This window comes from Hallella bergensis DSM 17361 (genome assembly GCF_000160535.1).
GTDB classification, from domain to species: domain Bacteria; phylum Bacteroidota; class Bacteroidia; order Bacteroidales; family Bacteroidaceae; genus Prevotella; species Prevotella bergensis.
Window position 1 is genome coordinate 547990 of sequence record NZ_GG704780.1, and the last position, 18177, is coordinate 566166.

The following is an 18177-nucleotide window of genomic DNA, read 5'->3' on the forward strand; positions in this document are numbered from 1 at the left end:
AGGATGCTGACTTGATGGACGACTTACTTTTCATAACGACTTGTCCCTTGGTTTCTGCCGTAAAGTTACGAATCCATCTTGAAATTATCGACTCTGAGACCGGAATAATTCTCGAAATATTCCTCCCGTCCATATTTTCATGGATATAGAGGCGGATTGCTGCAGCATAATACTGATTTCTTTTCTTGCAATTGTACTTCCACATCATTGTTGACTATGAGCGTCAACTTTTTTTAGGGAAAGACATCATCATGAAGGGTTAAACATGTTGACAAAATGTCTTCAAATTTTCGCTAATTTGAAAATAAGTTTGCCTCCGCTCGAAATACGCAAAATCTGCGGTAGTTTGTAAACGGCTGACGGTCAGCGGTTTTGAAAAAACGAACTTCTTACCCCTGTTTTTTCACCTGCGATTGAGTATCGAACGGCATGGCGGAAAAGCCTCAACCGCCGTGCGATTGAGGTTCTTCCGCGCAGCCACAAAGGCCTAACCGCCCAGTGAGAAGGTTGCAATCGCAACAAACTTACGCATTTGGGAAATGCCGGGCTCGGCTATGCCGAAAAAAGATGGCGCTTTTCTCTCTGGATGACTCGAAAATTATGCTCCAAAAACGGTAATTATATTTTACCATTTTTGAAAGTGCATATGCTTAAATGAATGTCCGCAGCAGTTACCGTTACTTCTTAATCTTCAAAACCGGAGCAATACTGTTCACTGGTTTTGGAAGATTAACTACTAATCCCTCGGACGTTTGTTGCGTCTTAATCCTACCGTATCCCAACAGTTCAACATCATTGATTTTTCGTGTCAGTCCCGATTTTCCCTTGGCTAATGACTTGATGATGAGTTGTCCACTCTCCGGCCACCCCATGGCTGTAGCATAGAGATATTTCGAAGTCTGGTTGAACCGGATATCCTTCCACGTCATGTTGCCATACATCCCATCGTTGAATCCCTGTGCATTCAGTTTGATATTCGCTTCAGCTACAGGACCTTCGCCAAAGAGTTTCCAGGGTCGCGTGCCGATAATCGACTCTTTGTTGACTTGCATCCATTCGCCCAACTCATCAAGCACCTTGGCTTCCTTGTCGTCATAGGTACCATCAGCACGCAACGGAATGCTCAGCAGCAGGTTGCCATTCTTGCTGACAATATCCACCAACTGTTTCACGACTGTTGCCGCAGACTTATAACCATTGTTTTCATAGATAGAAGTGTTGTAGTGCCACCCTCCTATACAGTTGCACGTTTGCCACGGCTCATCGATAATCTGATTCGGCGCACCGCGCTCTACATCCCACGTGATGGCTTTGCGCTGTTCCTCGTTGAGAATCTTCCCAAACATCACAGAGGTTTCCTTTCCCTTGTGGGTCTGGGCATTATGATTGTAGAAGTGAGCTGCTATTTTCAATCCGGCATCACTGATTTGATGAAAGGGAATCACCGTCACGTCAAAATAAATCAGGTCGGGATTATACCTATTGATGGCATCGAGGCAGCGGTCGTAGAAATTGGTGACGAACTTCTGAGATGGTAGCGCAGCCCCGTTCGACCAATCCCACTGACTGTGAATCTGTCCATTGTTCCAGCTGCGGTCGCTCATGGGGTGGTCTTGCTGGTAGAGATCCTGCGGGTCGAGCCCTTCCCACCATTTTCCTTTCCCATCGGCCTTGGTCATCTTGCCGTCATAGTAGACACCGGCCTTGGGACCACGCTGGTCGTAACGTTGTGCTGGCTCATACCATGTCCAGGCATGGTCGGCATGGAAACTGATGCCAAAAGGCAACCCATGCTTGCGAGCCGCTTGGGCCCACTCTCCCACCACATCACGCCGGGGACCCATATTCTTGGCGTTCCATGGCTGATATTTGCTGTCCCATAGATCGAAATTGTCATGATGATTGCCCAAGACAAAGAAATACTGGGCACCCACCTTCTTGTATTTCTCCACTAATTTGTCAGGATCCCAGTTCTCTGCCTTGAACAAGGGAAGCAGGTCCTTGAACCCAAACTCTGAAGGATGGCCATAGTGTTCAACATGGTGTTTGTATTCGCGGCTTCCTTCCATATACATCGAGCGAGCCATCCAGTCTCCCGTACCTTCAACACACTGTGGTCCCCAATGTGCCCAAATCCCAAACTTCGCATTGCGGAACCACTCCGGAACCCTGTGCTGACGAAGCGACTGCCATGTAGGTTGATATTTCCCCGTGGCCATCTTTTCATGAGCCTCAGACACGGGAACTTGAACTTCCTGTGCCTCTACGTTCAACGCGAAAAGGGTTCCACAAACCAATAATAATCGTTTGATTTGCATATTGCTATTCCATGATAAGTTTCACGATGTTGTCATTCACCCTATCAAAACAGGTCGTTGCTTCTCCATTCATTGAAATGAGTGAGCATACTCACTTATTTTCCAGCGTGATGACGACATTGTTCTTCTTCACATCCTTATAGTTGGTGAATACCGCATCTTTCTTGGCAATGATATGCACATTCTCAAGATTGATGTTCTCGATGGGCATCTCGGGCAGACCGTTGAATTCCATAGCCCTCCCCGCACCGTAGCAGACGATGTTCCGGATGTCGATATGGCGGAAGATAGGCGTCTCCCCTGTGACTGGCATCTTGCTGACGTTGTCGGGATTGTCGCCGTCTGCCAACATCTCTGCCACCGACTTCCCACCATAGTACATGTTGAACGTAATGGCATCTGTCTTGATATCAGTCATCGATATGTCGTGGATGAAAATATTCTCGACAATACCTCCACGTCCACGCTTCGACTTAAAGCGTAGCCCCACATCGGTGCCCAAAAACTGGCAACGCTTGACCAGAATGTTGCGCACACCGCCACTCATCTCCGAACCGACAACAAAACCACCATGTCCGGCAAATACCGTGCAACCGTCAACCACAACATTCTCACATGGACGACCGCGCTTTCTTCCACTCTCGTCCTTACCGCTCTTGATACAGATGCCGTCATCGCCCGCGTCAAACTTCGAGTTGACAACAAGAACGTTTTTGCACGACTCCAAATCAAGGGCGTCGCCATTCTGGGCATAAGAGGGATTGCGGGCAAGCACACCGTCGATAATCACATTCTCACACATCAGCGGATGGATGTTCCATGCCGGGGAGTTCTGGAATATCACATCCTTGAGCAATACATTCTTGCAGTTCACCAGACTAACCATCACGGGGCGCAGGAATCGCTTGATGGCGTTCCACTCTTCATCTGTCTCTGCCCTGGGCACGTTCATGTCGGCATTCTTCTCGGCATCGGCATAGGCCTGGTTGGGTACCCAATAGCCCTTCTTCGCCTCCACGCCACCAGGGCGTGCCAGTATTTCCTTCCACTGCCCATCAGTCACCTTCCCTCTTTTCACAGGACGCCAGAACTGTCCATTGCCGTCAATAACACCCTGTCCGGTGATGGCAATGTTCTTTGCGCCGTTAGCCGAGAGTGGCGACTGGCACCTGCGTGTTTCCAACCCCTCGAACGAGGTTTTTATCACAGGATAAAGCGACTCGTCGCCAGAAAACTGGATGACGGCACCCACCTCCAAATGCAAATTGATGTTCGACTTGAGCACGATTGGCCCGGTGAACCACACGCCGCCGGGTACAATCAGCTTGCCACCCCCTTGTTCACTGAGTTTGTCGATAGCCTTGGCAAAGGCTTCTGTACACAAGGTCGTCCCATCGCCCACTGCCCCAAAGTCCTTGAGGTTGACCTGGCGGTCAGGAATCGCCGGAGCCTTGAGCTCTTGCATTTCAAAGGGTAGGTTCTGGGTATATTTCTGATAACGGTTCTCTTGAGAGCAACAGTTTTGTGCTTGCGCTGTCAAGGCTAACGACACAAAAGTGATGCATAAAAGTTTCTTGATCATTTGCTTTTGTAAATTTATTTTTAAGATAGTTGAGAACTTATTTTAGGGAAACTAAGATTATTGCAAATATAAAGCTATATCTGGTCATTTAACGGTTCGCCACTCTTTTTTATCTTTTTTTAACAACAAATCCGATCGAGCGATTTTCATAAGCACAGCCTAATATTGTTCTAATTTTCTCTAATAATCATAAAAAACAAAATAATGAGATAGGTGATGTGAAAAAACCTTGCTGTTTAAAAGAAAATAGTTTAACTTTGCATGAAGTTAATTCATAATTACCCACAAAGTTAATATGGATATGATTGGATCTTCGTTGTTCAACAAGATCTGTCAAGGATAGTTAAATCATGAACAAGAAAATATTCATCCCTCTCATCCTGCTCATCCTGCTACTTGCAGGCGGCATGGCATGGTTGTATTTCAATCTCGATAAGCAGAAGAAAGAAAAAGAAGAGATGGTACAACTTGCCGAACTCGACAAGAAGGAAATGGAAAACGAGTACCAGCAGTTTGCCCGCCAGTACAGCGAGATGAAAACGCAAATCAACAACGACTCGATTGTTGCCCAACTGACGCGGGAGCAGGAGAAAACCCAGCGCTTGCTCAAAGAATTACAGCAAACCAAAAGCACGGACGCCCGCGAAATTGCCCGACTGAAAAAGGAATTGGCTACCATGCGAGCCGTTATCCGCAGCTATGTCATTGAGATTGATTCGCTGAATCGCCTGAACCAAAACCTCACAGCTGAAAACACTCGCATCAAAGGGCAGTATGAGGAGGCCAACAAGCAGATTGAAGGTTTGAGCACTGAGAAGCAAAACCTTTCTGAAAAGGTGGCCATAGCCTCACAACTTGATGCCGTAGGTATCAATATGACCGGCATGGATAAACGCAACCGAGCCACAAGGAAGTTGAAGAAGACCAAGGCCTTGCAAGTGAACTTCTCCTTGGCCAAAAATGTCACCGCACCGAGCGGAATGAAAACCATATATGTGCGCATCAACACCCCCACGGGTGCTCTTCTTGGCGGAGCCGGAACATTTCCCTATGAAAACAAAAACCTGCAATGCTCGATGAAACGCACCGTGGAATACAATGGGAAAGAGACTCCTATCACTCTTTTCTGCAACATCGACCAAGCCTTGCAAGCAGGCACATACCGCGTCAGCATATTCGCTGATGGCAATATGATAGGCAGCCAAAGCTTTGTGTTAAAATAAAAACAATGCAATATGATGAGGAAAGTATCTTTCACCATTTTATTACTAAGCACCTTCATATCGGTTCACGGACAGCGCGTCCTCACACTTGATAGTTGCAGGGCGCTGGCTCTGCGAAACAACAAGCAGATCAATATCTCCCGCCTTAAGCAAGATGTCGCCATGAACACCAAGAAGGCCATGCGCACCAAGTATTTGCCTAAGGTGGATGTGGTGGCCGGCTATCAGCTGACAAGCCGGGAGGTCAGCTTGCTGAGTGATGACCAGAAAACCAAGCTCAGTAACATTGGAACAGGAAGTCTACAGAAAATCGGCTCCACGCTGTCCACGAGTCTTAACGGACACGTTCAGGACTGGGTGAAACAAGGTGTTATCTCGCCACAGCAAGCCCAGCGGCTCGGCATGATGATGCAGCAAATCGGCAACGGCCCCATTGCCCAGCATTTAGGCGCCATCGGCAACTCGATCGGCGAACAGATTGTCAATGGATTCCGTACCGACACCAGAAATATGTTTGGCGGAGCTGTCATGTTGCGTCAGCCCATCTATATGGGTGGAGCCATTATCGCAGCCAATCGCATGGCAGATATCTCCGGGAAAATGGCCGCCGATGATGTCAGCCTCAAAACCCAGGCCACACTCTATGATATTGACCAAGCCTATTGGACTGTTGTCTCCCTGAGACAGAAACATAAGCTGGCCAACAGCTATCGTGACTTGGTTAAGAAGTTAGACGATGATGTTGCGAAAATGATTAAAGAGGGCGTTGCCACCCGTGCCGACGGACTTCGAGTAGACGTGAAAGTTAACGAGGCCGACATGCAAATCACACAAGTAGAAGACGGATTGTCGCTGGCCAAGATGTTGCTCTGCCAGCTTTGCGGCTTACCCATGGACGAGGATATCAAACTCGCTGACGAAGACAACGAGAATCTCAACGCCAACGTCATCGCAGCCACTGGCTTCGTCCCCGACTCCACGCTGACCAGCAGACCCGAAATCAGACTGCTGCAAAACGCCGTGGAACTCAGCACTCAGAAATCCAAACTGATTCGGGCAGCCTATCTGCCACACGTAGCCTTAACTGGGGGATACCTGATTACCAATCCCAACTCCTTTAACGGATTCCAGAAAAAATTCGACGGGATGTGGAATGTGGGCGTTCTGGTTCAGATTCCCGTATGGAACTGGTTCGAAGGCAACTACAAGGTCAAGGCCGCAAAATCCAGCACCAGCATTGCCGCTATGGAACTTCGCGAAGCCCGCGAAAAGATTAACCTGCAAATTGCCCAAAGCCGGTACAAAGTATCTGAAGCCGAGAAGCGATTGTCCATGGCCGAAAAAAACATCAAAAGTGCTGAGGAAAACCTACGCTGTGCACAAATCGGCTTCCGGGAAGGAGTTATGGAATCTACGGATGTCATGGCCGCACAAACGGCATGGCAAAAGGCACAAAGCCAAAAGATTGATGCCGAAGTAGAGGTAAAGCTTAGCCACGTCAACTTGAAAAAAGCACTCGGAATTCTCAACTAAATTATTTTATCAACATAAAAATTATAAAACTACTATATCATGTCAGCCAAAACACAGCATAACAACATTCTTCTCGCCGTATTGGGATTTGTCATTGTCGTGACGATAGTTGGTCTCATCGGCTTTCTAACACTCGACAAGACCGACGAAATCATTCAGGGAGAAGTTGAAGTGGCAGAGTATCGCGTGAGTAGCAAACTGCCGGCCCGCATTCTGGAGTTGCGCGTTAAAGAGGGCGACTACGTTCATGTGGGCGATACCCTGGCCATTCTCGAAATGCCGGAGCTGGATGCTCAGAAGAAAGTGGCTGAAGCAACCAAGGGTGCTTCAGAAGCTTTGAGCGACCTCGCCGAGGCCGGAGCACGCAAAGAGCAAATACAAGGTGCCTACCAACTCATGCAACAAGCCAAGGCAGCGGCAGAAATCGCCAAGAAGAGCTACACGCGTGTACAAAACTTGTACGACGAGGGTGTGATGACGGCGCAGAAACGCGACGAGGCCTACGCGGCCTACAAAGCCGCAGAAGCTCAGGTGGCCGCAGCAAGAAGCCAATACGAAATGGCAAAGAACGGTGCCCGCGAGCAGGAAAAAACCGCAGCCAAAAAGAATGCCCAGGCAGCCAAGGGAGCCGTGGATATGGTGAATTCCGTACTGCGTGAAACCGTACAGACTGCCACGATAGCAGGAGAGGTTAGCTCCATCTATCCCAAAATTGGTGAATTGGTGGGCAGCGGTTCCCCGATTATGAGCATCTCGATCCTAAACGACACGTGGGGAACGTTCAACATACGTGAAGACCAACTGAACGGAATGAAAATTGGCGATACGTTCACCGCATATTCACCGGCTTTCAACAAGGAGGTGAACATGAAGGTTTACTATATCAAGGATCAAGGAGCCTATGCGGTTTGGAAAGCCACAAAAAGCAACGGACAGTATGACTTAAAGACCTTTGAAGTGAAAGCACGCTTCAACGACAAGTTCGAAGGGCTTCGTCCCGGCATGTCATTGATCATCAAGAAATGAGAGAACTAATAAGCAGAATCTACCGCATAGCATTACGTGAGATGGGAATCATGCGCCAAAATCCCATCTACGGCTTCTGCACGATTGTATTTCCCATTCTGCTGATTGTATTTTTCACAACGCTAATGGGCGAAGGACAACCGTCCAATATGCCCGTTGGGGTTGTTGACCAAGACAACACGCATACCACACGCTCGTTGGTCAGGCAGCTCGATGCTTTCCAATCCACTCATGTTGTAGGATATTATACCAACATGAATGAGGCGCGGAAAGCCATCCAGCGCAATGAAATCCAAGCCTTCCTCGTCATTCCCAAAGGCACCACCAGCGGGTTGATGACGCAGAATCAACCCAAAATATCTTTCTATTACAGCAACGTCACCCTCCTGTCCGGCTCCATGCTCTACAAAGATCTCAAGACCATCGCCGTGCTCGGTTCAGCCGGGGCAACCTCTGCCAAACTTGCCGCCACGGGAAAAACCAACCGTGAAATCAAAGCAGCGTTGCAACCCATCGCCCTTGACGTACACATGGTTCAAAACCCGTGGAGCGACTATAATGTTTACCTCTCCACAACCATGGTGCCCGCAGGCATCATGATTCTGATCTTGCTGCTCACCCCCTACTCCATCGGCACCGAACTCAAATTCCATCGTTCGCGCCAATGGATCAAGATGGCCGGCGGCAACATGAATGTCGCCCTGATCGGTAAACTCATTCCACAAACGCTGATTTTCCTGACCGTGATGTATGGATTCTCGTTTTATATTTTCCATGTGCTGCAATTCCCTCACCCCGGCGGCATTATCCCCATCCTGTTGTTAGGACTGCTGACCGTGCTCTCGGCTCAGGCGTTCGGCGTGTTTGTCTTTGGGCTGATGCCCTCCCTGCGCATGTCCCTGTCGGTTTGCTCGCTATGGGCCGTTGTGGGCATATCCGCCAGTGGAGCCACCTTCCCCATCTTCGCCATGGACACCCCGATTCAGAGTATAGCCCAAATGTTTCCCCTACGACATTACTACATGGTCTATCAGATGACCATCTTGAACGGCTATCCCCTGACCTACGCATGGTTTAACATCATGGCCTTCTGCATATTCATTTGCCTGCCCATTTTTACGGTCTACAACATCAAACGGGCCATGCTCATCTATACCTATATCCCTTAGAATGGACAAAGAAAGCTTGCTCTATAGAATAAAAGAAGGCATCTCGGATACATGTTATATATGGCTCAAGGAGATGCGAAGCACCATCACCGACGAGGGTGTGCTCATTTTCTGTATTCTCGTGCCACTTCTCTACCCCCTGCTGTATTCATGGATCTACAACAACGAGGTGGTGAGAAAGGTGCCCGTGGCAGTCGTAGACCTGTCCCACTCCAATGCCTCCCGCCAGTTTATTCGCAATTTCAATGCCTGTCCGGACACTCGTGTGGCCTACCACTGCACATCATTAGACGAGGCAAAGGAACTAACCGGTAAACAACAGGTTCACGGAACATTATATTTCCCAGCCGATTTCGAGAAGAAACTGAACCGAGGAGAACAAGCCACCGTAAGTTTGTATGCCGACATGAGCCTGATGCTCACCTACAAGGCCATCCTGATGTCGGCCCAGACTGTTGCATCCGAAATGGGTTCGGAGATACAGGCCAAACAGGGAGGCGGCTTTACCAACCGCGACGACGAGGTGGCCACGCTACCGCTCGAATATGAGGAAGTGCCCATCTTCAACACCACCGTCGGCTATGGCAACGCCATTCTGCCCGGTGTGCTCATGCTAATCTTGCAGCAAACGCTGATGCTGGGTATTGGATTGGCCGCCGGAACGGCACGCGAAAACAACCGATACAAAGACTTGGTGCCTATTTCCAAACACTACAATGGTATCTTCCGCATTGTCTTGGGCAAGTCGATGTGCTATTTCATGATCTATGCCGTCATGGGAACCTACTTGGCTCTGGTCATTCCCAAGCTGTTCGGGTTTATATCTTTGGTGTCGGCCAAATCGCTATTCATGCTGTTAACGCCTTACATTCTCTCCTGCATATTCTTCAGCATGGTGCTCTCGTGTTTGGTGAGATACCGCGAAAATGTTTTCCTACTCATCGTCATCACGTCCCTGCCCTTTCTTTTCATGTCGGGGTTGAGTTGGCCTCAATACAACATACCGGGCTTCTTGCAAGGTGTGGCCTACCTCGTTCCATCGACATTTGGCATACGCGGATTCCTCCGAATATCGTCCATGGGGGCCGAACTGTCCGATATTCAGTTTGAATACCAAGCCCTCTGGATTCAAGTGCTGCTCTATTTCCTACTGACCTGTGCTGTTTACAGATACCAGATTAACCGCACCAGATATCATGCCTACGAACACTTGCAAATGCTGAAGGAAAAAGCCATCCAGGCTAAGCAGAAAAAATTACGCGAGAAAGAAGCGCTGCGCTGATAGAACTGGTCTAAAGATGTGGCAGACCTGTTGTGGAAAGCCATCCATGAGAGGAAACGAACATCCTACGGATGTAATCTGTATTTTTGATTTAGCCGTAATAGCAACAGTATGTAGGATATGGATGCATGATGACTTTAATGTAATTCAAAATCCGTGTAGAAGCACTACGAGGTTTCCGATATGTTGCTTTTCAACTGTCGAAAAGAGAAGAAGGCAGTCCAAAGACCGCCTTCCATATTATCTTTTTAAGTTCCGATTATCGGTGTGCAGGCTGCTTACAGCCAGTAACCTTTTTCAGAGTGGGGTTTCTTGTTATAGATTAAGTCTATAAACTCCTGCAAGGCGTCTTTCCACGACAGGCCAAACGTATCCATAAAATAATGCACTACCCTATTGCTGTCGTCATCAAGACTATCCTCGGCTATAGTGCTCAAGTCAGTATCGTTGTCTATATCCTCGTCGAAGAGGCTGGCGTCCTCTCGTTCCATGTAGATAACGAACGGAATCTTGAAGTCGATGTCAGTCACACCATTCAGCAATAAACGGTTGGAGAGGTCGTAATAAGGACGCGGTTTGCCACCGTCGAAGAATTTCGACTTGTAACCGTGATAGAGCTGAATGCGAAGGTTGAATTGCTTTCTGCTCTTCAAAAAGCGCAGCACACCCTTGAAGCCAACGGGGTCTTCTTTGCCTATAATCTTCCCTCCTTCCTTCGTCGTTTTGTTCCAAGGATCGGTATCGCAATAGAGATAGTCGAAGAGCTTTTCGGTTTGGTTGTCGTCAGCCTCAGCCTTGCCGTATTTCATCGTCTTTACATCCTCAGCAGTGAAGAAGTGCTGATGTATCTTACGCTGGTCCTCAGTCTGGAACTGGTCGGTAATCTCCTTTCCGGACGCATTGTAGTAGTGAATAAAGAGCATATATACAGGAGCCGGCTCACCATCATACCAGTCTGCCTTCTGCACGTAGAACTTTTCCTGGCCGTCCTTGCCAAATTCCCATTTCTTGGTTGCAGGATTCAGCTGCCAGACGATCTTCTGCACCGTTTTGATATGCTTGGCCTCAGTGTCCGGATTTTGATGTGGTCCTCCCACGTCCTGAATGCTTTTCCACTTGGAATGCAGATGGCAGTCCACGAGTATCAACTCCACTTTAGCCGGATCCTCATGCAACTTGTGTTCTACTTCGGGTGTCGGTTCGTCCACATCGTTGCTGCACGATGTGAAACCTGTGAATGCAAGCAAAGCCCCAAAGGTTATTGCTGCCATTTTCATGTTCAACTTTCTTGTTTTCATTTTCTTCTTTATTTCATTGTTTAAATTCATATTTCGATATCATGTTATGTTTTGTTCTTTCTTTCCAATCAAAAAATCCAACTTATATTGCACTGCAGGTCGCGTCCCATGTCGTGTGCATAGTAACGTGCCCGATTGGTGTACTCCTTATATTCTTTATTGAATAAGTTGTCGCCGAGGAGTGTCACCGTCAGTTTCTGCTGCCGCCCCACAGGAATAGTCATACCCAGTTCCAATCCGAAGAGATTGTAGGCTGCAGGTGTCGTGTCGATCAAGTCGGTAGCCGGGTCGAAGCGGGTCTGCTTGCCCACAAAGCAATGACTTACGCTCACATAGGGCAGCCATCTGAGGTGAGCCGGTGGTGTCCACGTTAATTGATTATGAAGATGTGCCGACGGGATATAGGGCAAATAGTTGCCCGTCGACCGTTCGTTAGCCCAGATGAGCGATGCCACCATGCGATACTCCAAGCCATGTAAGGGGCGGAGAGCCACGTCGGCATCGATACCTCTGAAGAATGCTGACGTTTGCCGATACCTGAACACAGGATAAGCACCCGATATAACTACAGTTTCTTCGTGTGTCGGCTGGTCGTAAATATAGTTGTGTATCCACTGTACAAAGGCATCGACAGAGACATCTGCCCATGTTGTCTTGTATTTCATCGACGTCACCCATTTATAACTTTGCTCGGACCGGAGGGTGGAGTCGCCGCATACAAACATGCCCGAGCCCAGTTCATTACCATTGCTGTATAGCTCGTAGACATGAGGGGCACGCCAAGCCAATCCGAAATTAGACACCAAGGTGAGCTTCCGACTCGCCTCGTACTTACCTCCGATGTTGTAGGTAAAGCATCCGAACTGTCGACTTCCGCCATAGTAGCTGCCTGTCCAGTCGTATCCGGCGGCATTCGTTTGCTGATGATCGAAGCGTGCACCACCTTCCACTCCCCATTTGCCATGATGATAGCGTTGCAAGGCATATGCTCCGACACTGTTCTCCGTGTAATTGGGAATGATAGGAACAATGCCTGTGCCGGCCTGATTGCGGTTTCTGATGTGCAGCATATCCACACCCGCCTCCGTTATCCAGTCACCGTAGTACTTTTTCCAATGTAATCGGTTCTGCACCGATGTGAGATGCAGGCTCACCGCAGGAATATCCGAATGATTCATGCGTCGTATGCGGTTCTCGGTGCGCACATCCTTCTGCAACGACAACTGATATTCGGCACGCCCGAACTGTCCAAGGTCGTAACCTGCTTTAACAATACCCGTATGGTGCGTAATCTGCTGACTGGGATAATCAATACGGCGGGAGAAAGGCTCTATATCCAAAGGACGTCCGATGGCAATACGTCGCTTCAGCACGTCAATGCTTCCCATTTGGGCACTGAGCATAACGCCCATCTTCTGACGGAAGAAACTGTAGCTTCCCTCCGCTTTCAAACGTCCCGACCGATAGCCTAAGGCACACGACACACCGGTTTCTCTCATGCCGGTATTATTGAGCAGGTAGTTGGCCGTGCTTCTGTCGCCGCCATTGACGTATGTTCCCTGTAATCGCCAGGCCAAATTGTCATTACCCGGCAGACTTCCCTCCAGCTGGCCTGATGCAGAATACCTCCTGCCATTGCTTCCATAGAGGGTTGTCAGCGACCCCTTTGGTTGGTGTACGCCGTAAGGAAGGGGTGCCGGATTCATAATGATGATGCCTCCGAGAGCCTCCGAACCGTATCTTACCGATTCGGCACCTTTCACCACCTCAATACTCGAGAAGCCGTTCTTGTCTATTTCGGGCGCATGGTCTTCACCCCACTGCTGTCCCGTCAATCGGGCACCGTTATTCACGATGAGTATCCTATTGCCGTACATACCCTGTATTACAGGTTTAGCCACAATGGTTCCGGTACGTATGGAGCTTAGCCCACTCACGTCTTCCAGCATGGCAGCCAGCGATTTACCCAGCGATTTGCTAATGTCCGTATGATTCAATTTGCTGCTGACACTGTTCGTGCTTGCCGTGGTACGTACACCTTTGACCACCACCTCGTTTAGTATCAGCGAGTCGGCCACATCATGCCGTCCGTCCTGTCCCTCTTTTGGGGCACAAACAGCGACCGCAGCATATACCTGCAAGCACAGAACGAGCGCAATTATAAACTTGCGTTTCATTCCAAAAAATAAATTGATAAAATGGTAGTGCGCAAATGGATTGCGCGCACTTAAAGTATAATATTAAGGTATTATACCATAAACGGCGGCGAATGTGCGTTGACCGACTCTACATCACGACAGACGGTTTGTGCGGAAAAGACGTGCCTTTCTATATACTTCACAGTAACGGCAGGCACAAAGTGAATAATTTTTACGCCCTCAGCTTTCTGAAATGTAAAGTCGCAAATGTAACAAGTGCCGTGTACGACAGCCTGATTTCCGGCATCCGATGACAACGTTTCCACCTGATAATCCGGATGGACGTGAAAATCCTTGATGATAAAGGCTGACATGAATGTTACAATAAACATCCACGCCAATGTTGCTTTTATGGTTTTGCTGATTTTCACTTACTGTTGTTTTCGTCTTATAAACGTCCTCACCGAGATTCTCGTACGGATTTCATCGGGTGCAAATGTATAAAAAAGAATGTAAGTAACAAGGGGTGGAACACGAACAACACCATTTTTTAGTAATTGTTACGACAAACAGGAGTTGGTTCTTAAAAATTGTTTTTTTCGGATGTAAAAGTGACCGGCCGCATTCTCAAAGTTGTAGAGAGCTACGGCATCTTCAAATCTACTATTAGGCTTAAATTGATGCGTAGTCTTGTCTGCCTCCATAGGACGAATGTATTGTACAAAACGAAAATAACTGACCTCTCCAAGAAATTTTGTAGCCTTAGATGAATCAGCAATATTTAAGCCTCTACCTTTTAGCAGTTCTATTTGTTCGGAAATATAAAGAGCCTGTTTAATATAATCTTAATGTTCCCATAAAAGCAAAAGACCCACCCTGGTTCGCTGTTCAAATGGGAAGCGTGGCGGATTCTGTTGCTGTAAAGATACGAATAATCATTGATAATACAAACTTTTTAGCGAGGAAAATCACGCAAAAGTGGAATTAGCGTATTTTACCAAGTAAAGGGTTTATACACAGACGCTGAAAAAGCGCTTTCGTTTTTCTGCTCCTCAAAAAGTTTACACAGAAAGTGATGAAGTCAGGAGAAGCGGTGTAAAATCAAATAACCATTTTTCGGTGATTCTTTTCAGCTCTTCCAGCGGAAATTGCGCCATGTTTCGGCCGCCGCAAAGCTGTCCGCAGGGAGCCAAAACCGTAGGGAGCGATGCGATTACTGCCCTTTCGTCGTGCGTTTCGGGCTTAGTGGCTGAGCGGTTCAAGCCTCGACGCAGTGCGGTTAAGGCCTTTTCGCCACGCCATTGGATATGCAATCGCAAGCGGACGGATGCATGTCACGAATGGATTTTTGCCAATCGGCTGACCGTCAACACATTGCAAACTGCCCCAAAATTCGAGAATTTCGAACTGGGGCAGTTTTGTTTTTGAATCCGCAAATTATAGAAAGGGGATTGTCAATAAAAAATATCAGTTTATTTCCCCACACGGGGAGGACAATCGCTCCAGGGCAACGCTATTTGTCCCGGCTAACCATCTGATGATATGCTGTGGCTCCCAAGAGGAAACAACCTGTGCCATAGTCCTCAAAATCGGGCACGCTGGTGTAGGTCACGGGTTGTCCCGCTGAAGGCTCCTTGCCCGTTCCCTGCACATATCCCAGGAAACCGTCGGCATGAACACAGTCGCGTTCGAGTGCTGTCCATGTCTTGTCGCACATCGAACGGTAATCCTTGGCCTTGAGCAAACCGTTGTTAATGCCCCAGCTCAAGCCATAGAGAAACAGGGCAGAGCCCGTGAGTTCCTTGCCTTCATAGTTGGTAGACACGAGGCTCACGTTCCAGAGTCCATCTTCGCGTTGACAACTGGCAATGGCCTTGGTCATCAAGAGAAAATCCTTCTTGAGTTCCTTGTAGTATTTGTCTTTCTTGCCGATGATATCCATCACACGCACCAAGGCCGCATACACCCATCCGTCGCCGCGGCTCCAGTAACAATCCTTGCCATCGGGTTCCTTGTAGGGAGGTACATAATCCTTGTCGCGAAACCAGAACCCATTGGCCGTGTTGAAGAGTCCACCACCACATTCGTTGCGGGCCCAGCGATAGCTCTGCATCGCATAGTCCATATATTTGCGGTCGCCCGTGTATTTGTACATCTGCGCATAGACCGGCATGGCCATTTGTATGGCATCAATCCATGTCCAATAATCATGGCGACCAGTGGCCATCTGGTTGTCGAGGTTCTGCCTCAGCTTGGCTGTCAGCTCGCTGTCGGGCCTGCCTGCGTAGGGCAACAGCATCATATAGGTCTGTCCACAGCACTGGTCGTCGGCATCGGTGGTGTTCACGCCGTTGCGCGGAGTCCACTTGTGGAAGTTGGCCCAGTCCATGGCATACTTGATGTAGCGGTCTTGCGGGTCGATCTTGTGCAGCGCCATCAGTCCCTCGTAGTACACGGCACGCGTCCAAAGGCTGCTGGGACGCACCTTCTTGACAAATGTGGCACGTGTGGGGTCGGGGTATTTGGCCATGAAATAGTCGTTAGCCTTGCGGGCAGCAGAGAGGATACCTTGTGCAGTCTGGGCCGTTAGGCTCATCGATAAACCGATCAGCACGATGAGAAGAAGTGGTTTTTTCATTTTGTTTTATAGTTAGTTTTATGAAGCAAAGATACGAAATATAATCTTTATCGTTTAAGTTTACAGGGTGTTTTTAGCATCTTTCGATAAAAAAGTTGTAATTTTGTGCTATATTACATTATTTCATTTTTCACATAACATGTATAGAACAAACACTTGTGGAGAGCTGCGGCTGACCGATGCCGGCAAGGAAGTTACGCTTGCGGGATGGGTGCAGCGCACTCGTAAGATGGGGGGTATGACCTTTGTGGATCTTCGCGACCGGTATGGCATCACCCAGATTGTCTTCAATGAGGCCGACGACCAGTCACTCTGTGACCGTGCAAACAAATTGGGACGCGAATATTGCGTCCAGGTAAAGGGAGCCGTGTGTGAACGCCAAAGCAAAAATCCCAAGATGGATACCGGCGACATTGAGGTTGTGGCACAGGAACTTACTGTTCTCAGCTCATCGCTCACGCCCCCGTTTACCATTGAGGACAATACGGACGGAGGTGACGACCTGCGCATGAAATACCGCTACCTCGACTTGCGCCGGGAAGCTGTGCGGAAGAATCTGGAGTTGCGCCACCGCATGACGATCCTGATTCGCAACTTCCTCGACAAGCATCAGTTCATGGAGGTGGAAACCCCGATACTCATTGGCTCTACGCCCGAGGGGGCACGCGACTTTGTCGTTCCCTCGCGCATGAATCCGGGGCAGTTCTATGCCCTGCCCCAAAGTCCGCAGACCCTGAAGCAGTTGCTCATGGTCGGTGGATTTGACCGATATTTTCAAATTGCCAAATGTTTCCGCGATGAGGATCTGCGCGCCGACCGTCAGCCGGAGTTCACACAGATAGACTGTGAGATGAGCTTTGTGGATCAGGACGATGTGATCGACCTCTTCGAGGAGATGGCCCGCCATTTGTTCAAGGAAATCCGTGGTGTGGAACTGCCTAAGCTCGAACAAATGACCTGGCACGAAGCCATGAAGCGCTATGGCTCGGACAAACCCGACTTGCGTTTCGGTATGGAATTTGTCGAACTGAAAGATGCTTTTGCAGGCAAGGGCGATTTTTCCGTGTTCAATGAGGCTGCCTATATTGGTGGGATCTGCGTACCCGGTTGTGCTGACTACAGCCGGAAACAACTCAACGAGCTGACAGACTTTGTGAAGCGCCCGCAAGTGGGTGCCAAGGGGTTGGTATATATTAAGTTCATGGCCGACGGATCGGTCAAGAGTTCTGTGGACAAGTTCTACAGCCCTGAGGTGCTGGCAGAAATCAAGGAGAAGACGGGAGCCAAAGACGGCGACCTCGTTCTGATTCTTTCAGGCGATAATGCCAACAAAACCCGCATTCAGCTTTGCAGTCTGCGTCTGGAGATGGGCAACCGTCTCGGCCTGCGCGACAAAAACGTGTTCAAATGTCTATGGATTGTTGACTTCCCACTGTTTGAGTGGAGCGATGAGGAACAGCGCCTTATGGCAACCCACCATCCCTTTACCATGCCCAATCCCGACGACATTTCTCTGCTCGACGAGCATCCCGAGCAAGTGCGTGCCAAGGCTTACGACTTTGTGTGCAATGGCATTGAAGTGGGTGGAGGCAGTATTCGTATCCACGACACTCAACTTCAGGAAAAAATGTTTGAAGTGCTGGGATTCACCCCGGAGAGTGCCGAGGCACAGTTTGGCTTCCTGATGAATGCCTTTAAGTATGGTGCCCCACCCCATGCAGGACTGGCTTTCGGACTGGATCGATTTGTGAGCATCATGGCCGGACTCGACAGTATTCGCGACTGCATGGCCTTCCCGAAGAACAACAGCGGCCGGGATGTCATGCTCGATGCGCCCTCTCGGATTGATGACAAGCAGTTAGACGAGTTGCAAATCAAACTTGACCTGAAAGCATAGGTCTTGAACAGACAAGAAGAAACGAGAACTCCCGTTGGTGATGAAACAACCAACGGGAGTTCTCGTTTATCGT

At 48.7% G+C, this 18177-nt stretch carries 13 protein-coding genes; 6 read left to right on the forward strand and 7 right to left on the reverse strand.

The genetic code is table 11. From position 1 onward, the window contains the following. Positions 1-677: 677 nt before the first annotated feature. Both HMPREF0645_RS02140 and HMPREF0645_RS02145 read right to left on the reverse strand, forming a co-directional pair. The gene (locus HMPREF0645_RS02140; protein ID WP_007173182.1) at positions 678-2318 is read right to left on the reverse strand and encodes an alpha-L-fucosidase; all 1641 of its coding nucleotides are present in this window, start codon (positions 2316-2318) and stop codon (positions 678-680) included. A 91-nt stretch (positions 2319-2409) separates the two neighbouring features. After that, positions 2410-3900, reverse strand: coding sequence for a glycoside hydrolase family 28 protein (locus HMPREF0645_RS02145; protein ID WP_007173183.1), 1491 nt, complete (start codon positions 3898-3900; stop codon positions 2410-2412). Positions 3901-4250: 350 nt separating this feature from the next. On the opposite strand from HMPREF0645_RS02145, the gene HMPREF0645_RS02150 reads away from it, so the two are divergent. The 5 genes from HMPREF0645_RS02150 to HMPREF0645_RS02170 are packed head-to-tail and all read left to right on the forward strand — an operon-like array spanning position 4251 to position 10133. Then, entirely contained in the window at positions 4251-5123 is an 873-nt protein-coding gene (locus tag HMPREF0645_RS02150) for a hypothetical protein (RefSeq protein ID WP_007173184.1), read from the forward strand. 15 nt (positions 5124-5138) lie between these two features. Beyond that, positions 5139-6656 carry a TolC family protein gene (locus tag HMPREF0645_RS02155; protein WP_044123229.1) on the forward strand — a complete coding sequence of 506 codons (1518 nt, stop codon included), beginning with the start codon at positions 5139-5141 and terminating at the stop codon, positions 6654-6656. Between the two features lie 39 nt (positions 6657-6695). After that, the gene (locus HMPREF0645_RS02160; protein WP_007173186.1) at positions 6696-7682 is read left to right on the forward strand and encodes an HlyD family secretion protein; all 987 of its coding nucleotides are present in this window, start codon (positions 6696-6698) and stop codon (positions 7680-7682) included. After that, the gene (locus HMPREF0645_RS02165) at positions 7679-8851 is read left to right on the forward strand and encodes an ABC transporter permease (protein ID WP_007173187.1); all 1173 of its coding nucleotides are present in this window, start codon (positions 7679-7681) and stop codon (positions 8849-8851) included. The genes HMPREF0645_RS02160 and HMPREF0645_RS02165 overlap by 4 nt, the downstream gene beginning before the upstream one ends. A 1-nt stretch (position 8852) precedes the next feature. Continuing rightward, a complete protein-coding gene (locus HMPREF0645_RS02170; RefSeq protein WP_007173188.1) occupies positions 8853-10133 on the forward strand; it encodes an ABC transporter permease in 1281 nt (426 codons plus the stop codon). Between the two features lie 278 nt (positions 10134-10411). On the opposite strand, the gene HMPREF0645_RS02175 is transcribed toward HMPREF0645_RS02170, so the two are convergent. The 5 genes from HMPREF0645_RS02175 to HMPREF0645_RS02195 form a co-directional block, all read right to left on the reverse strand. Further along, positions 10412-11431, reverse strand: coding sequence for a hypothetical protein (locus tag HMPREF0645_RS02175; protein WP_156777820.1), 1020 nt, complete (start codon positions 11429-11431; stop codon positions 10412-10414). A 68-nt stretch (positions 11432-11499) separates the two neighbouring features. Further along, the gene (locus HMPREF0645_RS02180) at positions 11500-13608 is read right to left on the reverse strand and encodes a TonB-dependent receptor (RefSeq protein ID WP_007173190.1); all 2109 of its coding nucleotides are present in this window, start codon (positions 13606-13608) and stop codon (positions 11500-11502) included. A 71-nt stretch (positions 13609-13679) separates the two neighbouring features. After that, a complete protein-coding gene (locus HMPREF0645_RS02185; RefSeq protein ID WP_044123231.1) occupies positions 13680-13961 on the reverse strand; it encodes a hypothetical protein in 282 nt (93 codons plus the stop codon). Positions 13962-14129: 168 nt separating this feature from the next. Further along, entirely contained in the window at positions 14130-14273 is a 144-nt protein-coding gene (locus HMPREF0645_RS14110; RefSeq protein ID WP_007173192.1) for a hypothetical protein, read from the reverse strand. Positions 14274-15082: 809 nt separating this feature from the next. Beyond that, complete coding sequence (locus HMPREF0645_RS02195; protein WP_007173193.1) at positions 15083-16207, reverse strand: glycoside hydrolase family 88 protein; 1125 nt, start codon at positions 16205-16207, stop codon at positions 15083-15085. A gap of 139 nt (positions 16208-16346) precedes the next feature. Between HMPREF0645_RS02195 and aspS the strand changes: the two genes are divergently transcribed. After that, the gene (aspS, locus tag HMPREF0645_RS02200) at positions 16347-18104 is read left to right on the forward strand and encodes an aspartate--tRNA ligase (protein ID WP_007173194.1); all 1758 of its coding nucleotides are present in this window, start codon (positions 16347-16349) and stop codon (positions 18102-18104) included. Positions 18105-18177 lie beyond the last annotated feature (73 nt).